19 protein-coding genes are annotated in these 21,522 nt (G+C 44.8%); 10 read left to right on the top strand and 9 right to left on the bottom strand.

Annotated elements, in window-relative coordinates; translation table 11 throughout:
• Positions 1–73: 73 nt before the first annotated feature.
• Entirely contained in the window at positions 74–1,801 is a 1,728-nt protein-coding gene (locus AAFN85_RS01110) for a carboxypeptidase-like regulatory domain-containing protein (RefSeq protein ID WP_347525092.1), read from the top strand.
• Positions 1,802–1,839: 38 nt separating this feature from the next.
• Here AAFN85_RS01110 and AAFN85_RS01105 read toward each other — a convergent pair whose 3' ends face one another.
• The 3 genes from AAFN85_RS01105 to AAFN85_RS01095 all read right to left on the bottom strand — a co-directional run bounded on the left by AAFN85_RS01105 (position 1,840) and on the right by AAFN85_RS01095 (position 4,161).
• Positions 1,840–2,100, bottom strand: coding sequence for a Txe/YoeB family addiction module toxin (locus AAFN85_RS01105; RefSeq protein WP_347525090.1), 261 nt, complete (start codon positions 2,098–2,100; stop codon positions 1,840–1,842).
• Positions 2,091–2,294 carry a DUF2683 family protein gene (locus AAFN85_RS01100; RefSeq protein ID WP_347525088.1) on the bottom strand — a complete coding sequence of 68 codons (204 nt, stop codon included), beginning with the start codon at positions 2,292–2,294 and terminating at the stop codon, positions 2,091–2,093. The genes AAFN85_RS01105 and AAFN85_RS01100 overlap by 10 nt, the downstream gene beginning before the upstream one ends.
• Before the next feature lie 112 nt (positions 2,295–2,406).
• On the bottom strand, positions 2,407–4,161 hold the full coding sequence (locus AAFN85_RS01095) for a PDZ domain-containing protein (protein WP_347525086.1): 1,755 nt from the start codon (positions 4,159–4,161) through the stop codon (positions 2,407–2,409).
• Positions 4,162–4,342: 181 nt separating this feature from the next.
• On the opposite strand from AAFN85_RS01095, the gene AAFN85_RS01090 reads away from it, so the two are divergent.
• The 8 genes from AAFN85_RS01090 to AAFN85_RS01055 all read left to right on the top strand — a co-directional run bounded on the left by AAFN85_RS01090 (position 4,343) and on the right by AAFN85_RS01055 (position 14,078).
• A complete protein-coding gene (locus tag AAFN85_RS01090; protein WP_347525084.1) occupies positions 4,343–4,813 on the top strand; it encodes a MarR family transcriptional regulator in 471 nt (156 codons plus the stop codon).
• A gap of 8 nt (positions 4,814–4,821) precedes the next feature.
• Entirely contained in the window at positions 4,822–5,904 is a 1,083-nt protein-coding gene (locus AAFN85_RS01085; protein ID WP_347525082.1) for an efflux RND transporter periplasmic adaptor subunit, read from the top strand.
• A gap of 7 nt (positions 5,905–5,911) precedes the next feature.
• Positions 5,912–9,079, top strand: coding sequence for an efflux RND transporter permease subunit (locus tag AAFN85_RS01080; RefSeq protein WP_347525080.1), 3,168 nt, complete (start codon positions 5,912–5,914; stop codon positions 9,077–9,079).
• A 6-nt stretch (positions 9,080–9,085) separates the two neighbouring features.
• Complete coding sequence (locus tag AAFN85_RS01075; protein ID WP_347525078.1) at positions 9,086–10,408, top strand: TolC family protein; 1,323 nt, start codon at positions 9,086–9,088, stop codon at positions 10,406–10,408.
• Between the two features lie 486 nt (positions 10,409–10,894).
• Entirely contained in the window at positions 10,895–11,275 is a 381-nt protein-coding gene (locus AAFN85_RS01070; RefSeq protein ID WP_347525076.1) for a response regulator, read from the top strand.
• Positions 11,272–12,138 (top strand): N-acetylglucosamine kinase, encoded by an 867-nt coding sequence (locus AAFN85_RS01065; RefSeq protein ID WP_347525074.1) that lies wholly within the window; start codon positions 11,272–11,274, stop codon positions 12,136–12,138. Before AAFN85_RS01070 ends, AAFN85_RS01065 begins: the two co-directional genes overlap by 4 nt.
• Positions 12,139–12,671: 533 nt before the next feature.
• Positions 12,672–13,421 carry a glucose 1-dehydrogenase gene (locus AAFN85_RS01060; protein ID WP_347525072.1) on the top strand — a complete coding sequence of 250 codons (750 nt, stop codon included), beginning with the start codon at positions 12,672–12,674 and terminating at the stop codon, positions 13,419–13,421.
• A 75-nt stretch (positions 13,422–13,496) separates the two neighbouring features.
• A complete protein-coding gene (locus tag AAFN85_RS01055; RefSeq protein ID WP_347525070.1) occupies positions 13,497–14,078 on the top strand; it encodes a TetR/AcrR family transcriptional regulator in 582 nt (193 codons plus the stop codon).
• A gap of 6 nt (positions 14,079–14,084) precedes the next feature.
• Here the strand turns inward: AAFN85_RS01055 and lnt are convergent, their stop codons facing one another.
• A complete protein-coding gene (gene lnt / locus AAFN85_RS01050; protein ID WP_347525068.1) occupies positions 14,085–15,707 on the bottom strand; it encodes an apolipoprotein N-acyltransferase in 1,623 nt (540 codons plus the stop codon).
• Positions 15,708–15,828: 121 nt separating this feature from the next.
• Positions 15,829–16,560, bottom strand: coding sequence for a 16S rRNA (cytidine(1402)-2'-O)-methyltransferase (gene rsmI / locus AAFN85_RS01045; RefSeq protein ID WP_347525066.1), 732 nt, complete (start codon positions 16,558–16,560; stop codon positions 15,829–15,831).
• A gap of 117 nt (positions 16,561–16,677) precedes the next feature.
• Between rsmI and serS the strand changes: the two genes are divergently transcribed.
• Positions 16,678–17,949: a serine--tRNA ligase gene (gene serS, locus AAFN85_RS01040; protein ID WP_347525064.1), complete on the top strand. Its 1,272-nt coding sequence runs from the start codon at positions 16,678–16,680 to the stop codon at positions 17,947–17,949.
• A gap of 232 nt (positions 17,950–18,181) precedes the next feature.
• Here the strand turns inward: serS and AAFN85_RS01035 are convergent, their stop codons facing one another.
• The 4 genes from AAFN85_RS01035 to AAFN85_RS01020 form a co-directional block, all read right to left on the bottom strand.
• On the bottom strand, positions 18,182–19,015 hold the full coding sequence (locus AAFN85_RS01035) for an N-acetylmuramoyl-L-alanine amidase (RefSeq protein WP_347525062.1): 834 nt from the start codon (positions 19,013–19,015) through the stop codon (positions 18,182–18,184).
• 171 nt (positions 19,016–19,186) lie between these two features.
• A complete protein-coding gene (locus tag AAFN85_RS01030) occupies positions 19,187–20,242 on the bottom strand; it encodes an alpha/beta hydrolase (RefSeq protein ID WP_347525060.1) in 1,056 nt (351 codons plus the stop codon).
• A gap of 156 nt (positions 20,243–20,398) precedes the next feature.
• Positions 20,399–21,244 (bottom strand): AraC family transcriptional regulator, encoded by an 846-nt coding sequence (locus tag AAFN85_RS01025; protein WP_347525058.1) that lies wholly within the window; start codon positions 21,242–21,244, stop codon positions 20,399–20,401.
• 98 nt (positions 21,245–21,342) lie between these two features.
• Complete coding sequence (locus AAFN85_RS01020; RefSeq protein ID WP_022832777.1) at positions 21,343–21,498, bottom strand: lmo0937 family membrane protein; 156 nt, start codon at positions 21,496–21,498, stop codon at positions 21,343–21,345.
• Positions 21,499–21,522: the final 24 nt, after the last annotated feature.

Here is a 21,522-nt window from a genome sequence, read left to right as displayed (position 1 = left end):
TATGAAACCCCTCCCTACACCCTCCCGAAGGAGGGAATCGCACAGGCCCTCGCTTTTTTTGTTTTTTAAAACTTTGGCAATTGCCCTACTCCTCCTCAGCAGCCTAACCAACCGCGCGCATGCCAATTCCATCCTCTCCAAAAACATATCCGTTCATGTAACTCAAATGCGCCTGGGCACGGTACTCAAAACCATCGAAGAAAAAGGCAACTTCTACTTTTCGTACAACAGTAACATCGTAAAAACTGACAGCCTGGTTACCGTTAATGCCGATAACTGGACGATAAAAGAAGTGCTCGACCATATGCTCAGCTACCGCTTTGAATACCATGAAGCCAAAAACTTTGTAATATTGCGGTACGCCCCACTGCAACTCAATATAGTAACAGACAAAGCCGCAACCCAGGGAGACAGCTACATCATAAGCGGCACCGTAACCGACGATGAAACAGGTAAAAAGCTACTCAATGCCAGCGTGTACTCACACGAAGAATTGCAATCGGTATTAACAGATAAGGATGGCCGCTTCGAACTGAACCTCCACAACCAGGGCCGACCGGTTACCATTACCATCAGCAAGGAATTTTATAAAGATACCACCATCACTTTTTTGGCCGATGTGCAGGTTACAAGCACTGATACCACCATTAAAAAGAAAAGCCTGTTAGGCTATATCCTGAGCGATGATTATTCGGGCGTGGAAAAAACTGCTTTAGGCAAACTGTTCCTCTCCACCAAGCAACAGGTAGAAGCCGCCAACCTGCGCGGATTGATAGCGCAGGCCCCCTTCCAGGCCTCGGCCATTCCGGGCGTAAGTACCCACGGCGATTTCGGCGGACAGGTGGTAAACGTAGTTTCGCTTAATGCCGTTGGCGGATACAATGCCGGTGTAGATGGCTTCGAAATGGGCCTGATCTTTAACCTGGATAAAGGCGACGTTGGTGCGGTACAGATAGCCGGGATCTTTAATGTAGTTGGCGGTTCGGTAAATGGTTTGCAATTAGGTGGCTTATACAATAACGTGCTGGGGAATGTAAGCGGGATACAATTATCGCTGCTGCATAATAGCGTAAAACAGGATATGAATGGCATCCAGCTTTCGGGCTTATACAACCATACCCGCGGATCAGTAAGAGGGCTACAGATTGGGGCGATCGGCAATATTGCCGGCAAAAATTCGGATGCTTTACAACTGGCCGCTTTAGGCAACGTAGCCAGCAAGAAGTTTAGCGGTGTGCAGGCAGCCGGGCTTTTTAACTATGCCAAGCATCTTACTGGGGTGCAGATAGGTTTGGTTAATATTGCAGATACCTCGTCCGGCTTCAGTATCGGGCTACTCAATATCATCAACAGCGGCTATCATAAACTGGTGATCTCCACCAACGAAACACAAAACCTCAACCTCGCTTTTAAAAACGGCAACAATAAGCTGTACACTATATGGCAAGGCGGAATGCGATTTGATGATAATAGCAAACTCTACTCGTTCGGCTTAGGCTTTGGCCGGGAGTTTGGGTTAGGTCGAAAACTGGCTATCAATACAGAGTTAGGTTCGAGTTATCTGTACCAAGGCACCTGGCTTAAAACCAATCAGCTTAGCAAATTTGATCTGGATCTTACTTTTAAAGTGGCTAAGATGTTTTCTATATCTGCCGGGCCATCTTTAAATTTCCTGTATTCAGATCAGCGTTCTCGTGTTGATGGATATGCTTATGTACGCGATCTGCATCATTCGTTTATTGAAGGGAACCGCAATTGGACGGGATGGATTGGATGGAGCGTGGGGATTAATTTGTTTTAGACAACACCAAACATTGTAAACAAAGCATTATGAAAAATCTATTCGTAATGTCCTCGCAAGGAGTAAATATTAATTGTATTGTCGACTACATCATAAATTATCCGGTGCTCGGAGTTAATCCGTCTCGACCATTTACCGGTAAGCTGATATTTAAGCTGCTCAGGTTTCCCTATCCCCTCAAAGGGATGGGCTTTCATATCATTAAATAATTGAGCGATCTTTTTCTGAATGATTTTATTGCCGGATTTTTTCCAGTATTCAAAATCTTTAATAGCCTTTTCGTACAGGTCTATTTCCACAGGTCATCTGAGTTTACCCTAACGCCTTTTTTACCTGCTTTACGCGCCGCTTCACCCGCTAACACCTGCTCTACAAACTCTGGATTGTAGTTGCCTTTTTCATGCTTCTCAAAATTGATTTTAAGCGCCTTTAAAAAAGCTTTTATCGCAGCCGATTGTTCTTTGTTCTCAGGATGTACAACAAATGTTTCCATATACAAATTTACTTATTAAAATAGATAAACAGTAATGGGTAAATGGTATTTTCACCCAACAAAAAAGGCCAACGTCACCGTCGGCCTTTTCTCAGTATATAAGCTAAACCTCTTACAAGCTCAACCATTTCTTCCTCACAGCCAACTGCTGCTCGCTCGGGCTATCAACACTTACAATATTATATTTAACACGTGTGCTTTTCAACAGGGTAACAGGTAAAATAATAGCCTGCCCATCGCGGGTTACGGTCACCTGGATCTTATCTCCTGGGTTTTTACCGGCGATGAGGTTGGCAGCATCAGTAGCTGGCGTACCGTCGATAGCGGTGATCTCATCATTAACGTTAATACCGTCGATGTAACCTGCAGTACCGCGTTGCACGCTGGTTACGATGATCTTTTTAGATGCAGTTGTGCCGGTTGTTATACCTAAAGTAGCATCGTTTTTATCGGCCAGCTCGTCAACAATTTTATAGCCTGCGTAGCCTAAGTATTTGTTATAATCAACCGGGGTTAAACCGTTGATGTATTTGGCGTAGAAATCATCCAGTTTTTTACCCGCGAATTTTTCAAAGCCGGCTTTAAACTCGGCATCGGTGTAGCCGCGTTTCAAGGTTTTGTAATACTGGGTGTACATGTATTTCATGGCATCGTCCAGCTTGTATTTGCCCTTGCTATCGTTAATGATCTCCAGGTCCAGCATCATGCCGATAATAGCACCTTTGTTGTAGTACGATATGGTAGTATTATTCGAGTTTTCGTTAGGGCGATAGGCTTTGATCCAGGCATCGAAGCTTGATTCGGCTACAGTTTGTACATTTCGCCCCGGCAGGTTCTCAAGGGTGTTGAACTCCGATTCCAAGGCATCAAAATAATTCTCAACCGGGAACAATTGCGTGCGGCGCACTACTATGCCTTGATAGTACTCAGTAAAACCTTCGGCTATCCACAGGTTGGTGGTGTAGTTTTCGGTATCATAATCAAACGGACCTAATACAATTGGGCGCAAACGTTTTACATTCCAAAGGTGGAAATGTTCGTGAGCGGCCAGGCTTAAAAAGCTTTGGTAGCCTTTATCGTTAGCATAGTTATCGCGCGATGCGCCTAAAACTGTCGAGCTTAAATGCTCAAGGCCTCCCCCATTACGCTGACGGTTATGAACAATGAATACATAGTGTTTGTTAGGGTTTTCGCCAAATACGGCTACTTCCTGGTCTACAATTTTATGCAGATCGGCACTCAGTTTTTCTTTATCGTAGTTGCCACCACCGTACATGCAAACTTCATAATGTACCCCCGAAGCGTCGAACCCGAAAACATCCTGGTTACCTACTTCAATAGGCGAATCGAACAGGATATCGAAGTTTGGCGAGTGGCGGGTGAACGGATCATTATTCACCATCTCTAAACTGGTTGAAACTTTGTCCCAGTTTTTATACGGGGTGATATGGATGTTTGCAGGCGAGTGCAGCATATTGGCCGGGTAAACAAAGATACCGGTGGTTGAAAGGAAGCCATGCGAAGCGTCAACAAAGCTGGTGCGTACAGAAAGTTCGAAAGCGTAAACACGGTATTTTACCGTTACGGCCGAAATTCCTTTTGTAACAATTTGCCAGGTATTCTTATTGATCTTGGGCGATGCGATGGCTTTTCCATTGGCCTCGGCGCTGAATAATTCGATGTTTTTTGCAAACTCTCTAACCAGATATGAACCCGGTGTCCATACCGGCATTTTCAGTTCGAGGGTGTTTTGTTTGAGGCCGGTTATATGCATCTCAATATCGGCATAATGCGCCTGGGCTTCAGGAAACGAAACATTATAGCTGATAGTGGCATTGGCGGCGGCCTCGCTGATGGTAGTACTCATAATAAAAATCGTCAGTAAAATTAACGTGCGTAGGTTGGTCAGTTTCATGGCCGCAATTTATAAAAATTATATAATCAGTTAAGTATGTGCGTTTCGTAGCGTTTATGTGACGTTGTAAAATGGTTGATACATGTAACCATTCTTAACATTGGGCTGTTAGTTTTACAGCTGATTTTCAAAAATGGAACTGATTGAACCTATTTCGCGCAAGCTGATACGCCTGGGTAAATTGTACCTGAACGTATTGGTTAAACATACCGAGCAGCTGGATGTTTCGCGGTATCATTACATATTATCGCTCATTTATTTTCAGGACGGTCAGCTTACCCAAAACGCGCTGGCGCAGATACTGGGCAAAGATAAATCGGCCATGGTAAGCATCATTAACCTGCTTACCGCAAAGGGTTTCGTGTATCGCGAAAACAACCCTAACGACAGGCGACAGCAACTGCTTCGCGTTACCGATAAAGCAAAAGTAGCCGTCCCCCAAATTGTCGAAACGTTTGAACACATTAACGCCGATAGCACCGAAGGCATCTCGGAGGCCGACATGAAAGTGTTTGAAAGCGTACTTACCCGCATGCACAACAATTTAAAACCATTAATATCAACCCAAACAACAACCCTACAAGCTAAACCACACACGGATTAAAACACAGTATGAAAACAAAGTATATCATTTACACGGCGCTGGCTTTGCTGGTTGCTTATTTAGTTTACAATAAATTTTTTAGCGAGGGGGCAAAAAAATCCGCTGCCGCTATGGCTTCGGGTAAGGGGGGTAAAAATAAAGGTGGCGGCCCGGTAGGCGTTAACGTAATGATTGTTAAAGATACCGCCGTACGCAACGTTATTGACATTACCGGCAATATCGACGCCAACGAAAAGGTAAGCCTGGTGAGCCAAACTGCCGGCAACATCACCAATATTTACTTTAACGAGGGCAGCAAGGTAACAAAAGGCCAACTGCTGGTTAAAGTTTACAATTCAGATCTGGAAGCTTCGTTGCAACAAAACCAATACCAGGTAGCCTTGGCCCGTCAGCAGGAAAACCGGAACAGGCAACTACTGCAAAAAGAGGCCATCAGCCAGGAAGAGTATGATACATCATTAACCGGCTTAAACTCGTTAAAGGCTGCTGCCGATGTTATCAAGGCCCAGATTGCCCGTACCGAAATTCGCGCGCCGTTTTCGGGCACTATCGGTTTACGTAACGTAAGCCCGGGTAGCTACCTTTCACCATCAGCACCTATTGCCGATCTGGTGAACATCGATCCGGCCAAAGTTACTTTCGCTGTGCCAGAGCGTTATCTTTCTATCTTAACCATCGGCAGCAAGATCAGGTTTGGTACCGAAAGTTCGAGAGAGAAATTTGAGGGTACCGTTTATGCTATCGATCCATCTATCGATGCAGCTTCACGTACCATTACCGTGCGCGCTAAAGCTCCAAACCCTAAAGGTTTACTTACCGCAGGCAGCTTCGCCAAGATCAATTTGACTTTAGATCAGATCCCGAAAACTATCCTACTACCAACACAGGCCGTTATTCCCGATTTGAAAAGCAGCATTGTATGGATCTACAAAAATGGCATCGCGGTATCAAAACCGGTTAAAACCGATATGCGTACCGACACCAAGATCCAGGTTATTGACGGCTTGAATGCCGGCGACAGCGTAGTGGTATCGGGCCTGATCCAGATGCGACCAAAAGTGCCATTGAAAATTTTAAAAGTTATTAAATAAAACCGATATGAGTTTATCCTCAGTAAGTATTAAACGGCCGGTATTGGCAACAGTAATGTCAGTAGTTATTGTTGTGTTCGGTATTATCGGCTATAAATTTTTAGGGGTGCGGGATTTCCCCTCGGTAGATCCGCCTATTATTTCGGTATCTACCAGTTACTCCGGTGCTAATGCCGATGTAATCGAATCGCAGATCACCGAACCGTTGGAGAAATCCATTAACGGCGTACCGGGTATCCGTAACATTTCCTCAACCAGTTCGGTAGGTTCGAGCAACATTACCGTTGAGTTTGACCTGGATGCCGATTTGGAAACTGCCGCCAACGACGTGCGCGACAAAGTGAGCCAGGCCCAACGCCAGCTACCACAGGATATTAACGCCCCGCCGGTAGTAACCAAGGCCGATGCCAGCGCCGATCAGATAATCACCCTTACCGTAAGCAGTAACACCCGTAACATTACCCAGTTGGATGATTATGCCGAAAACGTGTTACTGGAAGGTCTGCAAACCATCCCCGGCGTAAGTACCATTAACGTACAGGGCCAGCGTCAGTACGCCATGCGCTTATGGATCGATCCTACCAAACTCTCAGCTCAAGGCCTTACCGCTACAGATATCGGCGCGGCTTTGGCAAAGGAGAACGTGGAACTTCCGGCAGGTAAAATTGAAGGTAATAATACCGAGGTTACCATCAGGGCCTTGGGTAAACTGGCTACCGAGCAGGATTTTAATAACCTCATTCTCCGTACGGATAGCAACCGCGTTATCCGCCTGCGTGATGTTGGTTATGCTGTTTTAGGCTCGGCCAACGAGGAAACCATTTTTAAAGAATCGGGCGTGCCGATGGTGGCTTTGGCACTTGTGCCTCAGCCGGGTGCAAACTACGTACAGATAGCTAAAGATTTTTACACCCGTTTGGAGCAGATCAAAAAAGACCTTCCGCCCGATATTTCGGTAAAGGTAGCTTTGGATAATACGAGGTTCATTAATCAGTCCATTTCCGAAGTGCAGGAAACGCTGATCGTAGCCTTCGTACTGGTGGTAATTATTATTTACCTCTTTTTCCGCGATTGGCTGATCGCTTTCCGCCCGCTGATAGATATCCCGGTATCATTGATCGGGGCATTCTTTATCATGTACATTTTCGGGTTCTCCATCAATATCCTAACCCTGCTGGGCATTGTACTGGCAACGGGCCTGGTGGTGGATGACGGTATTGTGGTAACGGAAAACATCTACAAAAAGGTAGAGGCTGGTATGGCAATCCGTAAGGCAGCATTTGAAGGTTCGGCCGAGATCTTTTTCGCGGTTGTTTCCACTTCGGTTACGCTGGCGGCGGTGTTCTTACCTATCGTGTTTTTACAGGGCTTTACCGGTCGATTGTTCCGTGAGTTCGCGGTGGTGGTTGCCGGTTCGGTATTGATCTCGGCATTCGTATCGCTATCGCTAACGCCGATGCTGAACGTGAAACTGATCCGCAAAAACCAAAAGAAATCGAAATTTTACGAAAGGACAGAACCCTTCTTCGTTAACATGATCAAATCGTACCATGAATCATTGGTAAAATTCATGAAACGCAAATGGGTATCTTTTGTAATACTCGGAGCATCAATAGTTATTATCGGCGTACTGATCAACGTGATCCCATCTGAGCTTGCACCACTTGACGACCGTAGCTTGCTGCGTTACAGCGTAACCGGATCGGAAGGCGCTACATACGAGTACATGACCAACTACATGGATAAGGTTTCTAAACTGGTTGAGGATTCTATCCCCGAAGCCAATGTAAACCTCGAGATCGTTTCGCCGTCTTTCGGCGGTGGCGGCGCGTCAAACTCAGGCTTTGGCAGGGTTGGTTTGGTTGCACCAGACGAGCGGCCTCGTACCCAACAGGAACTTGCCGACTGGCTCAACAAAAAACTACGTAAAATGCCCGATGCCCGCGCTATTGTAGTGCAGGAACAAACCATCAGCGGCGGCGGTTCGGGTTCAAAAACTTCGTTACCGGTGCAGTATGTTATTCAGAACCAGGATTTTGAAAAGATCCGTAAGGTGCTGCCTACGTTCTTCGCAGAGGTGTCAAAAAGCCCTGTTTTTTCAGGAACCGACGTTAACCTGAAATTCACCAAGCCTGAGTTACGTGTAGTGACCGACCGCGAGCGTGCCCGCGATCTGGGTGTTTCGGTTGATGATATAGCTCAAACCTTACAGTTATACTATAGTGCCGGCCGTTTGGATTACTTCCTCATCAACGGTAAACAATACCAGGTAATAGCGCAGGTTGATCGTGCCAACCGCGATCAGCCGCTTGATCTAAAATCCGTTTATGTACGCAGTTCAAAAGGCAATTTAGTACAGCTGGATAACGTGGTTAAAACTACCGAAGGTGCTACGCCACCGGCTATTTACCACTTTAACCGTTATAAATCGGCCACGGTATCTGCAGGTTTAGCGCCGGGTTATACTGTTGGTGATGGTATTAAGGAGATGGACAGAATATCGAAAGGCCTATTGGATGATACTTTCAGTACCGCGCTAAGCGGCCCATCAAGGGATTACGCCGAAGGTTCGTCAAACATCTTGTTCGCATTTGGCTTCGCGCTATTACTTATTTACCTGGTACTTGCAGCACAGTTCGAAAGCTTTATCGATCCATTCATCGTAATGCTTACCGTGCCGCTGGCAATTTCGGGTGCGTTCCTTTCATTGTGGCTGTTCAACCAAACGCTTAATATTTTCAGTGAGATCGGGATCATCACCCTTGTTGGCCTGGTAACCAAAAACGGGATTCTGATCGTGGAATTTGCGAACCAGCGGATGGAACAGGGCGTTGCCAAATACGAGGCAGTTATTGAGGCTGCTACTGCGCGTCTTCGCCCAATCCTTATGACCAGTTTGGCTGTGGTGTTGGGTGCCGTGCCTATCGCCTTCGCCTTGGGTGCAGGTGCAAAAAGCCGTGTATCATTGGGTATTGTTATTATGGGCGGGATGTTGTTCTCGCTGGTGCTAACGCTTTACATTATCCCGATGATGTATATGCTGATGGCCGCCAAAACCCGTAAAGACCACGACCATGATCCGGAAGATATGGCCGCCGAAGCCGAAATGGCCGAAGCTGCCCGCCTTCCACATGTTCACAATCATGAAGAACCTAAACTGATCGAAAACCTGTAATTAAATATGATGATCAAGAAAATAGCTTGCCTGGTATTCTCTTTCGCGATGGCCATAACCATCGCGAAAGCCCAGCAGCCGCAGGCCCCACTGCTTACGCTTAAAGATGCGGTGGAAATAGCCCTCAACAATAACTATAACATCAAGTTGTCTAAAAACAACTCGACTATATCGGCAAACAATGTTACGCTGGGTAACGCGGGCTTTTTGCCACAGCTAAATGGCAACTTTACCGATAATAACAGCCAGCAATCAACCAAGCAAACACTTAATACCGGTAAGTTCAATAATATCAACGCCCATAACTCAAACAATAGCTACGGCGCAAACCTTAACTGGACAATTTTTGATGGCTTCGCGATGTTTGCCAACTATGATCAGCTTAAACAATTGGATAAGCTCGGCACACTACGCTTGCAAGACACGATCCAAAGTACTGTGGCCAATGTTATTGATACCTATTACAGCCTGATAAGCCAAAACGAGCAGGTTAAAGCGCTAAAGGGGGCCATAGCCATCTCACGCACCCAATTGCGCATAGCTACCGATAAATTTAACGTAGGCCGCGCCTCTCGCCTTGAGGTGTTAAACGCGCAGGTTAACCTCAATACCGATACAGGTAACCTGGTTATCCAGTATCAACAGTTTAAAACAGCCAAAATTCAGCTCAACCAACTATTGATCCGCGATTTGCAAACGGACTTTTCGGTGGGCGATACTATTGTAGTTGATGATAAACTGGCTTTGGCCGATGTGATCAACAACGCGCAATTGCAAAACCCAGCCATACTATCAGCACAAATAAACCAACGCCTGGCCGAAATTAACTTGAAACAGGTGCGGGCTACACGTTACCCTCAGGTGGGCTTAACATCGGGCTATGTGTTTACCAATAGTAAAACACCCGCGGGCTTTACCATATCGCAAAACGCGCATGGCTTTAACTATGGCTTAACGGCTACGATCAACATATTTGATGGCTTTAACCAAAATCGTCGTGAAAAAAACGCAAAGATCCTGATAGATAATGCCGGCATCACAGCCAAGCAAACCAAACTGAATGTAGAGGCGCAGATCAACAATCTTTTTGTGGCTTATTTATCCGGTCTTGATTTGGTTAAGCTCGAAGAATCAAACGTGAACCTGAACAAGCGTAACCTTGATATTACTTTAGATAAGTATAAACTGGGTAATATCACCCCATTAGAAGTTAGGGAAGCGCAACGGAATTACCTCGACGCGCAATCGAAATTTTTTGCCGCGCAGTATCAAAGTAAACAAGCCGAGGTTATGTTGAAGCAGATAACTAATAGTATTAATATACAATAAAGTACCTTATTTGATAATGGATCAGAACGCCGTTTTTGCTTAGCAGAAACGGCGTTCTGGTTTCCACTTAAGACTTAATTTATGAGGTCTATTACTTCGCTTCGACTATCTATCGCTTCAGTTGAACCCCTCTGGGGTTCTTTTCTATTTCAGGCAAATTTTCTACAAAACTTTAACCCCTCTGGGGTTTGCAATGAAACATAAATGCACCAGAGGTGCAACAGCTTTGTAGCTAAAATAAGTTCTCCTAATTTACTTTGCTCCAGAGGAGCAAAACATCTCCGCTATGTCTATCAATTTTAGAGGTAAACATCCATCCGCGCACTTCTCCAACACAACATTATTAACCTTATCCTCGTATCAATCCTAAAAAGTGTTATTCTAAATTGGCGTAAGTGCCTCAAAACCAATTTTCATTTAATTGGTTTGTGATAACAACTGATAAAAAATTTTTTAATAGTAAGTTTAAAATCCTATTTTTGAGATATGACCGTACCTTTCAAAACCTGTTTGCTTATCGACGATAATTACATCGATAACTTTGTTACGCGCAGGGTTTTGGAAGCAAATAACTTTGCCGAAAAAATCATTGTACGCCAGTCATCAACAGAAGCTATTCAATCATTAAAAGATGGCTCTGTTAATCCAGATGTGATCTTTTTAGATATCAGGATGCCGGTGATGGACGGATTTGAATTTTTGCATGAGTACGACGGTTTGGATATCGCTAAAAAAGGCATCAAGATTTATATGTTATCATCGTCGCTCGATCCGACAGATATCAGGACATCGGCCGATAATAAGCATATCACGCAGTTTATCCATAAGCCACTTACCAATAAAGCGCTTGAAGAAATTTCTATATGATCTTAGTTGCAGATAGCGGGTCGTCAAAAACCGACTGGCTGCTCACCGTTTCAGACCAGGAAACACGTTCGTTCCTTACCACCGGATTAAACCCCTACTTTTTAACAGAAAAAGAAATAGCACGCGTAGTGTTTGATCAGGCTCCCGAAATGGTGGCCTTTGCTTCAGAAATTTCAGAGATCTATTTTTTTGGCGCGGGCTGCAGCAGTCCGGACAGGCACGAGATCGTATCTAATGCGCTTAGTCAGCATTTCCCGAAATCCTATATCAGTGTAGATAGTGATCTTTTAGGCTGCGCTTATGCCACCTGCGGGCATGAGAAAGGCATTTGCTGTGTAATGGGCACAGGCAGTAATATCTCGTTTTTTGATGGCGAGAGCATTTATGATGGCCAGCATGGCTTGGGTTTTGTTTTGGGCGATGAAGGGTCAGGCACTTGGTTTGGCAAAAAACTCATCACCGATTTTTTGTACGGGAATATGCCGCACGATATCAGCCTCAAATTTAATCAGGCTTATCACCTCAATAAAGAGATCGTTATAAAAAACGTATATCAAAAACCCAATGCCAATACCTATCTGGCATCGTTCAGCAAGTTTGTAAGCGAGATCAAAGAAACCGAATATGGCCACTCCATGCTGGTAGAGGGCCTGGTGGAATTTATTGAAAGCAATATTAAATCGTACCCCGAATACCATAAATACAAATGTCACTTTGTAGGCTCTATAGCTTACTCTTTTGCCGATGAGCTTACCTCTTTGTGTAGCTTACATGGCGTTAAAACCGGCAAGATCATTAAGCAGCCTATTCATGACCTGCTCGATTTTGTACTGAAGAGGAATGCGATGGCTACTGAAGAGTAAAATCCGTAGCCAGTACACCTTCACATATGCTCCATAACAAATTATAGAATCCAAACTTACGCAGTTTTTGAAAATCACCTCATGTCATTGCGAGTAAGTAAAAGCCGAGGCATCTGAAGGAGATATGACATTTGCGGGCAGGCCTGTCACTCTGAGCTTGTCGAAGAGTCGTGCGCAGAGGCCCTACCCACCATGCTTCGACAGGCTCAGCATGACACCCAATTTAAACTTGTCATGGGTAGGTACGAAGCAATTGCACGGAAGCATAGCCTCCCTGTACAGTATGCGATTGCTTCGTACCTCGCAATGACATGTATTTTATGAACTTGCTTCTATTCTGTTTCTTTATTGTCGCTGCACTAAATCTTGTCATTTCCTATCCTGCCTCTTGATTCTTAAACTCTTGCCTCTCTTCTCCCCTCTCTGTTTGTCATCCCTAACTAATAAAATTTATTTCCGGAACGACTATTCCAATTTGACATTACCTTTGCGGAACAAACATTCCAAAATACAAAACAAAACATCTGAAAAAAATGAAAAAGTTAGAAAACAAGGTAGCGGTTGTAACAGGGGCATCAAAAGGTATAGGTGCGGAAATAGCAAGAGGATTAGCCACCGAAGGCGCTTCGGTAGTAGTAAATTACTCTTCGGATAAAACCGGTGCAGATAAAGTAGTAGCAGATATTACCGGCAATGGCGGTAAAGCGATCGCTGTGCAGGGCGACGTATCAAAAAGCGCCGATGTAGATCGTATTTTTGCAGAAACACACAGCGCTTTTGGCTCTGCAGATATCCTGGTAAATAATGCAGGTATCTATCAATTTACCCCGATAGAAGCTGTAACCGAAGAAGAATTTCACCGCCAGTTTAATGTAAACGTACTTGGTTTATTGTTGGCAACTAAAGGCGCTGTGGCCAGCTTTGGCGACAAAGGCGGCAGCATCATTAACATCAGCTCAACTGTTACTCGTATCACTCCTCCACAAAGTGCTATCTACACAGGCACAAAAGGCGCGGTTGATTCTATTACACAAGTATTATCAAAAGAGCTTGGCCCTAAAAAGATCCGTGTAAACGCTATTAACCCAGGCATGGTTGAAACCGAAGGTACCCATACCGCAGGTTTTATTGGCAGCGATTTCCAGACAAATATGGAAGCAACTACGCCACTTGGCCGTATCGGTCAACCTGATGACATTGCACCTGTTGCTGTGTTCCTGGCCTCAGATGATTCGCGTTGGTTAACCGGCGAGATCATTATTGCCAGCGGCGGTATAAGGTAAGCTAAGCTTCACGTTTAAACAATTAACTAAAAATGAATAGCTTTGCCTTTTAAAACAGGCAAGGCTTTTTTATTTATGGCACGAAGCAAGGATTTTGATGAGGAAGAGGTACTGGGTAAAGCGATCTGTATTTTTTGGAATAAAGGATACAATGGCACCTCTATGCAAGATCTGGTAGACGGCCTCGGCATTAGCCGATCGAGCATGTATGATACCTTTACCGATAAGCATACACTTTACATCAAAGCCCTTGAAAGCTACCAGAAAAAAGCCGACGAGCAGGTTTGCAATATCATTAAAACCAACGGCAGCGCCAAAGCGGCCATCAAAAAACTGCTCGAACTAACGGTTGAGGATCTGATAAAAGACGATCAGCAAAAGGGATGCTTCATGGTAAATGCCGAAATCGAAGCGGCGTCGCACGATGACAATGTAAAAGAAATAATTTGCAAAAGCGTGCAGCTGATGGAAAACGCGTTTCATTACGCCATCAAAAACGGACAGGAAAGCGGCGAGATCACCCTTGGCCAGGACGCCCGCGCGCTTGCCCGCTTTATTTCCAACACCATTAAGGGTTTACAGGTATCAGCCAAAACAATTAAAGAAAAGGCCTTTTTTGATGATATAATCCAAACTACCCTTTCGGTGCTCGATTAATACTTTTTAAGCGGTTAACACCTGCTTCTTCCTCAATCGCATTACCAATAAAAATAACATCCCCACTCCCGCAAGCACACTGCCTGCCTGTGGGATATAATCGCCATGCTGAACGTAGAAAGTGATTTCACTGTTCAGGTTAATATCTTGTTTAATAGCTGTCCTTGTCCACCATTGAGTGTGTTTAACAATATCGCCTCGCTGGTTAATGAACGCCGAGATCCCGGTATTGGCCGAGCGGCATACCCAGCGGCGGGTTTCGATAGCGCGGAGTTTGGCATAATCCAAGTGTTGATCTTTACCCGACGTATTTTCCCACCAGCCATCATTGGTAATAATAGCTATGAATTGCGCACCTTTTTTAACCGAACGCGCAACATAACCGCCCCAGATAGATTCGAAGCAGATAGAAGGCGCAACCCCAATGCCGCTTTGCGAATAAAATACGCCTGCATCTTTATCGGGCGCATAAGTGCCTGTGGCACCTCCCAAATGTTCAAAAACCGGCTTCATAAATGATAAAGCATTGCCAAACGGAAGTGACTCCGCTCCCGGTACCAGGCGCGATTTATGGTAGGTTTGCATCTTATCCCCATTTTCAATACTTAACGCGGTATTATAGCTATCGTAAAAGCCGCCTTCAGGGAATGGTTTAGCAGTTTCAGTAGCCCTTGTATTATACATTTTAAAGGTTTCGGCCCCGGTTATCAGGTTGGCGTTTTTATAGTTGCGTAAAAAGAACCTCGACTGGCTAATAAAATTGTCGCTGTGCAGTTGGTCTTCGTTTATATAAGATGAAATAGCCGTTTCAGGCCAGATAAAATACTCTGTATTTGGCTGGGCAATTTGCCTCGAAAGGTGGATCAGGATATCAACCTGTAAATTGGTAGGGATACTCCCCTCCTTTTCATACGGATCGATATTGGGTTGGGCCACCACCACATTTGATGGGTTCTGCTCCTCAACATAATTGCTATAAACCGATAATGAATAACCAAGCGGCGCAAGGAAAGTTACTACCGCCGCGCCAATAAGCGACATGCGGGTACGTTTATTTTGCGCTTCGCGGAGGCCGGTATAGATCAAAAACACCAGGATATTAACAGCCCAGATCCACAAAGTGCCACCATAAACGCCGGTATATTCATACCACTGTATCCATGAATGTGCTACCGCCAGCCCATTACCAAGGGTCATCCACGGAAAATTCAAATCCCAGCTTTGATGCAGGTATTCATATCCCACCCAAAAACAAACCAGGCCTATCAACGCCAACCAGCGCGGGGCAACCAACCTCAGTCTGTAATACAACCAAAACGCTGTAGCCATTAACAAAGGCCCGAGCGAATAAGGGATCAGCGTGATAGGTATAGCTACAACCTCGCCAATTGATTTAAGGGCGTTATAAACCCAATAAACACTAAGCGTATTCCAGATCAAGAATCCGATGAAGCTTGTGTTAAATACCCGTCTGCCTTTTTTAGCTTTATCGTCTTTAACAATGTTTTCGATAGCGAGCAGCATGGGGACCAAGCCAATGAACAATAAAAAAGTGGTGTATCGGGTTGGCGGCCAGCCAATCCATAAAAGCAGGCCCGAGAGTATGGCTAATAGTAGGTTTTTTTTCATGTAGAATGCTATTCCCCACGTCATTGCGAGGTACGAAGCAATCGAGGACTATACAGGGCGGACCTGCCTATGTGCGATTGCTTCGTACCTCGCAATGACGCGTTGGTGGTTTTTATACTATTTATTCTTCTTCCTCCTCATCCCTATCATACTTTCCCTTTGCCGGTTTAGCCGGGGCCCCGGCTACGCACATCACAAACTCGCCTTTCATAGGGTGGGTTTCAAAGTATTGCTTTACTTCAACAACAGTCCCCCGTACGGTTTCCTCAAACATTTTGGTTAGTTCGCGCGATACCGAGATCTGTCTGTCAGCACCAAAATAGGTTGTCATCTCATCCAGTGTTTTTAACAAACGGTGCGGCGACTCGTAAAGTATAATGGTACGCTCTTCCTGCGCTAAAAATTTATAGCGGGTTTGGCGGCCTTTTTTCAAGGGCAAAAATCCTTCAAAGCAAAACTTATCCGTAGGGAAACCGGAGTTAACCAATGCCGGCACAAAAGCCGTAGCGCCGGGTAGGCATTCAACAGCGATATTAAATTTTAAAGCCTCACGAACAAGGAAAAAACCGGGATCGGAAATAGCTGGCGTACCCGCGTCCGAGATCAACGCGATGTTTTTTCCCTGCAGCAAAAACTTTATGATCTCATTGCTTGATTGATGTTCATTATGCTGATGGTGAGCAAATACTTTTTGATTGATCTCGAAATGTTTCAGCAACGGCCCCGATGTACGGGTATCCTCGGCCAGGATCAGATCGGCCTCTTTCAACACGCGGATGGCCCTAAAGGTCATATCCTCAAGGTTACCTATCGGGGTGGGAACTAAATATAGTTTTCCTGTAGTATTGTTCATGGTTCATAGATCATAGTTCATGGATATTGGTTTGATGGTTTAAATTTCACAAAATGAGCTATGAACTATGAACCATAAACTATGAACTAATTATATCTTTGCCTAAAAAATAAAATAATGCTGCAAGTTAGTTATATCCGTGATAACCGGGAACAGGTTTTGGAACGTTTGGCTGTAAAAAATTTTAAACAGCCCGAACTGGTTGATGAAATAATTGAGCTGGATGATAAACGCCGCTCCACTCAAACCAGTATGGATAACGTTTCGGCCGAGGCCAATGCAGCTGCCAAACAAATTGGCGAACTAATGCGCAGCGGTAAAAAGGAAGAAGCCGAAGGCCTTAAAGGTAAAACAGGCGCATGGAAAGAAGAGATCAAAAAGTTAGGTGAGGCATTAACCACCACCGAAGAAGAACTATATCAAAAATTGGTTTTGCTGCCCAACCTGCCGCACAGCTCGGTACCTAAAGGCCTAACACCTGAGGATAACGAGGTTGTTTTAGAGAACGGCGATAAACCGGAATTACCTGCAGATGCCTTGCCGCACTGGGAGCTGGCAGCCAAATACGGCCTGATTGATTTTGAGTTAGGCGTTAAAATAACCGGCGCGGGTTTCCCTGTATATAAAGGTAAAGGTGCTAAACTGCAACGTGCGCTTATCAATTATTTTATTGACGAGGCCGAAAAAGCTGGATACAGCGAAGTAAGCGTACCACTGATGGTAAACGAGGCTTCAGGCTTTGGAACATCACAACTGCCGGATAAGGAAGGACAGATGTACCATGTAGGTATCGATAACCTGTACCTGATCCCAACCGCTGAAGTGCCTATCACCAACTTGTATCGCGATGTGATTGTGAAAGAAGACCAGCTGCCTATCCGCAATTGCGGTCATACGCCGTGTTTCCGCCGTGAAGCAGGTTCATATGGAGCGCATGTGCGTGGCCTGAACCGTTTGCACCAGTTTGATAAAGTGGAGATCGTGACCATTGCCCATCCAGATAAATCGTACGAGATATTGGAGCTGATGAGCAACCACGTACAAGGCTTGTTAAAAAACTTGGGCCTTCCTTACCGCGTATTGCGCCTTTGCGGCGGCGATATGGGTTTTGGCTCGGCTTTAACTTATGATATGGAAACCTGGAGCGCCGCGCAACAACGCTGGCTGGAAGTATCGTCAGTATCAAACTTCGAAACTTTCCAAAGCAACAGACTTAAACTGCGTTTCCGCAATGCCGATGGTAAAACGCAGCTGGCGCATACACTTAACGGTAGCGCATTGGCTTTACCGCGTATTGTGGCTACTTTGTTAGAGAACAACCAGACTGAAAAAGGTATTAAAGTGCCGGAAGTATTGGTACCTTATACTAAGTTTGAGTGGATTGACTAATCGCCCAGCCCTCTAAAGGGAGAGCTTAAAAATTAAAGCCCCGGCACAATTTATGTATCGGGGCTTTTTATTGGTCTTTGCTAAGTGAAAATAACACCTTTCATAGTCTGATAAAACCATGTCATTGCGAGCGTAGCGTGGCAATCGCATACTATACAGAGCGGCAATGCTTCCGTGCGATTGCTTCGTGCCTCGCAATGACATGGTTTAAAGCGTTTTCTTAATCATAACGCTAATACTTCTTATAAACATTATAAAGGATATTCAAATCCAATCCTGTCATCACCGGCGTTTCATCACTCTGTACAAAATGCCGTTTAAAAGCTACAATGGCGGCAGGCAGGTTGCTGGTATCATAACCTATCAGCTTCAGCGCTGTAGCATAATCAAAATTATCCGGCGGAAGCTCCAGCAATTCCTCCCTCCAAAAACCAAAACCTTTTTGCGCTAATAGTTTCCATGGAAACAGCGGCCCAGGATCGGGCTTGCGCAATGGCGCAATATCCTGGTGCCCAATAAAATTTGCCTGCGGGATGTTATATACTTTTTTAAGTTGGGATAGCAAAGCCAGCAGGCTTTTAACCTGCACATCATTAAAAGGCTCGTGTCCGTTATTATCAATTTCAATACCTATCGAGCAGCTGTTCATATCGCTGATACTGCCCCATTTGCTAATGCCCGCATGCCAGGCGCGCAGATAATCGTTCAGCATATGGTACACCTTACCATCTTTACTTACCACATAATGCGCACTTACCTGTGGTTTTACCAGGGTAAAAGTGTTGAGGGTTTGCTTCACCGAATCTTGCGCGGTGTAGTGGATAATTACATAGTTGGGTTTGCGGAGGTTAAAATTAACTGTACCAACCCACTCGGATGGGATAACCCCGCCCGCGCTGTCAACCAGCATGGCCGGTTGTTCGCGGGTAATTACATCAACCAACGAATCAGTTTGAGTGTGGTACACTTTATTCGTGGCCTCATATGGCGGTTGTATTTTAGGCGAACATGCGCTCAGCGCGATCACTGAAGCGATAAGTAAAAAAGCTGATCTGTTTATATTCATGAACCTTGATGCATCTGGTTAAAGGACTTTCTTCAATATGAACCTTGATTCACTTGATTTAAAGATTTCCTGATGATCTGACCCAATTATACAAAAACCATGCTATACTAAAAAAATTGCCCGGTGCTTTGCGGCATCGGGCAATCCTAAAATCAAACCAATTAAGGTTCTTTATTTCACTAACGCTTTTTTGATCTCGGCGGCAGCGTGTAACATCGCTGATTCTGTTCCGGGAACTTTTGCCAATGGGTTTAACAATCCCCAATCGTGGATCATGCCATTGTAGCGAATGGCGGTTACTTTAACACCGGCTTCGTCCAGTTTACGGGCATAGGCTTCGCCTTCGTCGCGCAGCACGTCATTTTCGGCGGTTTCAACTACGGCTGTTGGCAGGCCTTTTAACTGATCGGTTGTGGCTTGCAGCGGTGAAGCGTAGATCTGTTTACGTTCGTCGGGGTTGGTGGTATAGTTATCCCAAAACCATTTCATCATATTTTTGGTCAGGAACCTGCCGGTAGCGAATTGGTTGTATGATCCGGTTTCGAAGTTGGCATCTGTTACCGGCCATAAAAGCACTTGTAGTTTAATTTCGGGGCCTTTTTTGTCTTTGGCCATCATGGCAACTACGGCAGCCATATTACCGCCTACGCTGTTACCAACCACGGCCAAACGTTTGCCATCTACATTAATTTCGGCACCATGGGCGGCAACCCATTTGGTGGCGCTGTAAGCTTGGTTAATAGCTACCGGGTAATGAGCTTCGGGTGATGGAGTGTAGTTTACAAATACGGCAGCGGCACCAGAGTTAACTACCAAATCGCGCACTAAACGTTTGTGGGTAGGGAAATCGCCAAGCACCCAACCACCGCCGTGGAAGAACATGAACACAGGCAACACACCTTTGGCATTGGCCGGCTTAACAATATCCAGTTTTATTTCCTGCCCGTCTTCTGTAATAGTTTTTTCGGTAACAGTGATATCGCTGTAATCAAACTTTACCGATTCCTGCGCGCCGGTTAGTACCGCGCGGGCATCTTTGGGTGAAAGTTGTTCAAGCGGTTTGCCATTGCCCGAGTTAAGCACATTTAAAAACGCTTTAACGTTGCTTTCAATATGCGGGTCCTGTGCAGGATCGATAGGTTGTACGGTTTGTGCCGAAGCTGCTGTACCTAAGCTTAAGGTTAATATTACGCTTGCAATTTTGTTGGTTATTGATGGAGTTTTCATTTTGTTATGTAATTAAGTTTTTGATCTCTTATTGTACACAACAAAGGTAGGGCGCTGATCAAGGCCACTCAATGCACGGATGTAGACAGGGATAGGACGTTTTTCCCCTTTCGTTCAGTTTACAGTGGCAGTTTTCAGTTTGCAGTAAAATGGAGCCTATTTTTCTGTTCCAGAGTAAAGTGTCCTGAAATTCTGCGGAGATGTATCAGCCTGCTTGCTAAACAACCTTATAAAATACGATGGGTCATCATAACCCAATTTATACGCTATCTCTTTTACGCTTAGCTGCGTATGCACTAACAGGCGCTTGGCTTCAAGGATGATGCGGTTTTTGATGATATCGTTTGGAGTAGTATTACTGTAGCGGGTAATGCGTTTATTAAGCGCTTTGGGCGTAATGTTCAGCATATCGGCATAATCGGCTACGGTGTGCAGTTTGGTGTAGTTCCACTCCACCATTTGGCTAAAACTGCGCGAAAACTCTACTTCTTGCCGGGCTTCTTCGGTGGTAACCTGGTGTTCCTGTTTCCAGATGCGGGTTGAGCGGATAATGATCTGTTTTAACAAAATTCTCAGCATCTCTTCAACGCTACTATCGCTGGCATCTATTTCGACCTTTATTTCTTTGATGGATGCCTGCATCAGCGCCGAGTATTGTTCATCCATCATCACTACCGGGATATCGTAAACATTATGAAATAGGATGCCATCGCAGGCTACCTCCTTATCATGTAACTCAACACAATAAAAATCGCGGTTGTAGTACAGCATAGTGCCTATGCAGTTATCATCAATTTTATGAAACTGGCCGGGGTTAATGAAAAACAGCGAATCCTGTTTTAAATCATATTCCTTAAAATCAATAATCGTATGGCCTCCTGCTTTTACATACAGTATCTGGATAAATTCGCTGTAATCTTTTTTCTGCACCTGTGTGGTGTAATCATGTTCAAAATCAAGATACCCGAATTTTTTAAAAGAGAATTGTTTGAAGCCAGCCATTGCGCTTAAAATGTTTTGATGCAGGTAAAACGCAAAGATACCAAACAAAAATGCCCCGGTTTAAAAGCCGGGGCATCAATTTTATATTTCGGTCGGCGTTATATAGCCGATGAGCGCCTGATAACGCCCAACAGAAGTGCTATAATAGCGATCACCAGCAAAATGTGGATTAGGCCGCCTACCGATGTAAAAAATGCGCCGATTGCCCATCCTATAATCAGGATAACTGCAATAACATACAGGAGTGAGTTCATAATACTTTTTTTAATTATTGATTT

This window comes from Mucilaginibacter sp. CAU 1740 (assembly GCF_039839285.1).
Classification (GTDB): Bacteria; Bacteroidota; Bacteroidia; order Sphingobacteriales; family Sphingobacteriaceae; genus Mucilaginibacter.
This window is presented reverse-complemented; position numbering and strand designations above follow the sequence as displayed.

Bases quoted from the DNA above. Each gene is read 5' to 3' on its own strand.
- AAFN85_RS01085 (WP_347525082.1), top strand. From the start codon at position 4,822: ATGAAAACAAAGTATATCATTTACACGGCGCTGGCTTTGCTGGTTGCT.
- AAFN85_RS01100 (WP_347525088.1), bottom strand. From the start codon at position 2,294: ATGGAAACATTTGTTGTACATCCTGAGAACAAAGAACAATCGGCTGCG.
- AAFN85_RS01025 (WP_347525058.1), bottom strand. From the start codon at position 21,244: ATGGCTGGCTTCAAACAATTCTCTTTTAAAAAATTCGGGTATCTTGAT.
- lnt (WP_347525068.1), bottom strand. From the start codon at position 15,707: ATGAAAAAAAACCTACTATTAGCCATACTCTCGGGCCTGCTTTTATGG.
- AAFN85_RS01030 (WP_347525060.1), bottom strand. From the start codon at position 20,242: ATGAAAACTCCATCAATAACCAACAAAATTGCAAGCGTAATATTAACC.
- AAFN85_RS01095 (WP_347525086.1), bottom strand. From the start codon at position 4,161: ATGAGTACTACCATCAGCGAGGCCGCCGCCAATGCCACTATCAGCTAT.
- serS (WP_347525064.1), top strand. From the start codon at position 16,678: ATGCTGCAAGTTAGTTATATCCGTGATAACCGGGAACAGGTTTTGGAA.
- AAFN85_RS01090 (WP_347525084.1), top strand. From the start codon at position 4,343: ATGGAACTGATTGAACCTATTTCGCGCAAGCTGATACGCCTGGGTAAA.
- AAFN85_RS01065 (WP_347525074.1), top strand. From the start codon at position 11,272: ATGATCTTAGTTGCAGATAGCGGGTCGTCAAAAACCGACTGGCTGCTC.
- AAFN85_RS01075 (WP_347525078.1), top strand. From the start codon at position 9,086: ATGATGATCAAGAAAATAGCTTGCCTGGTATTCTCTTTCGCGATGGCC.
- AAFN85_RS01020 (WP_022832777.1), bottom strand. From the start codon at position 21,498: ATGAACTCACTCCTGTATGTTATTGCAGTTATCCTGATTATAGGATGG.
- AAFN85_RS01055 (WP_347525070.1), top strand. From the start codon at position 13,497: ATGGCACGAAGCAAGGATTTTGATGAGGAAGAGGTACTGGGTAAAGCG.
- AAFN85_RS01080 (WP_347525080.1), top strand. From the start codon at position 5,912: ATGAGTTTATCCTCAGTAAGTATTAAACGGCCGGTATTGGCAACAGTA.
- rsmI (WP_347525066.1), bottom strand. From the start codon at position 16,560: ATGAACAATACTACAGGAAAACTATATTTAGTTCCCACCCCGATAGGT.
- AAFN85_RS01035 (WP_347525062.1), bottom strand. From the start codon at position 19,015: ATGAATATAAACAGATCAGCTTTTTTACTTATCGCTTCAGTGATCGCG.
- AAFN85_RS01070 (WP_347525076.1), top strand. From the start codon at position 10,895: ATGACCGTACCTTTCAAAACCTGTTTGCTTATCGACGATAATTACATC.
- AAFN85_RS01060 (WP_347525072.1), top strand. From the start codon at position 12,672: ATGAAAAAGTTAGAAAACAAGGTAGCGGTTGTAACAGGGGCATCAAAA.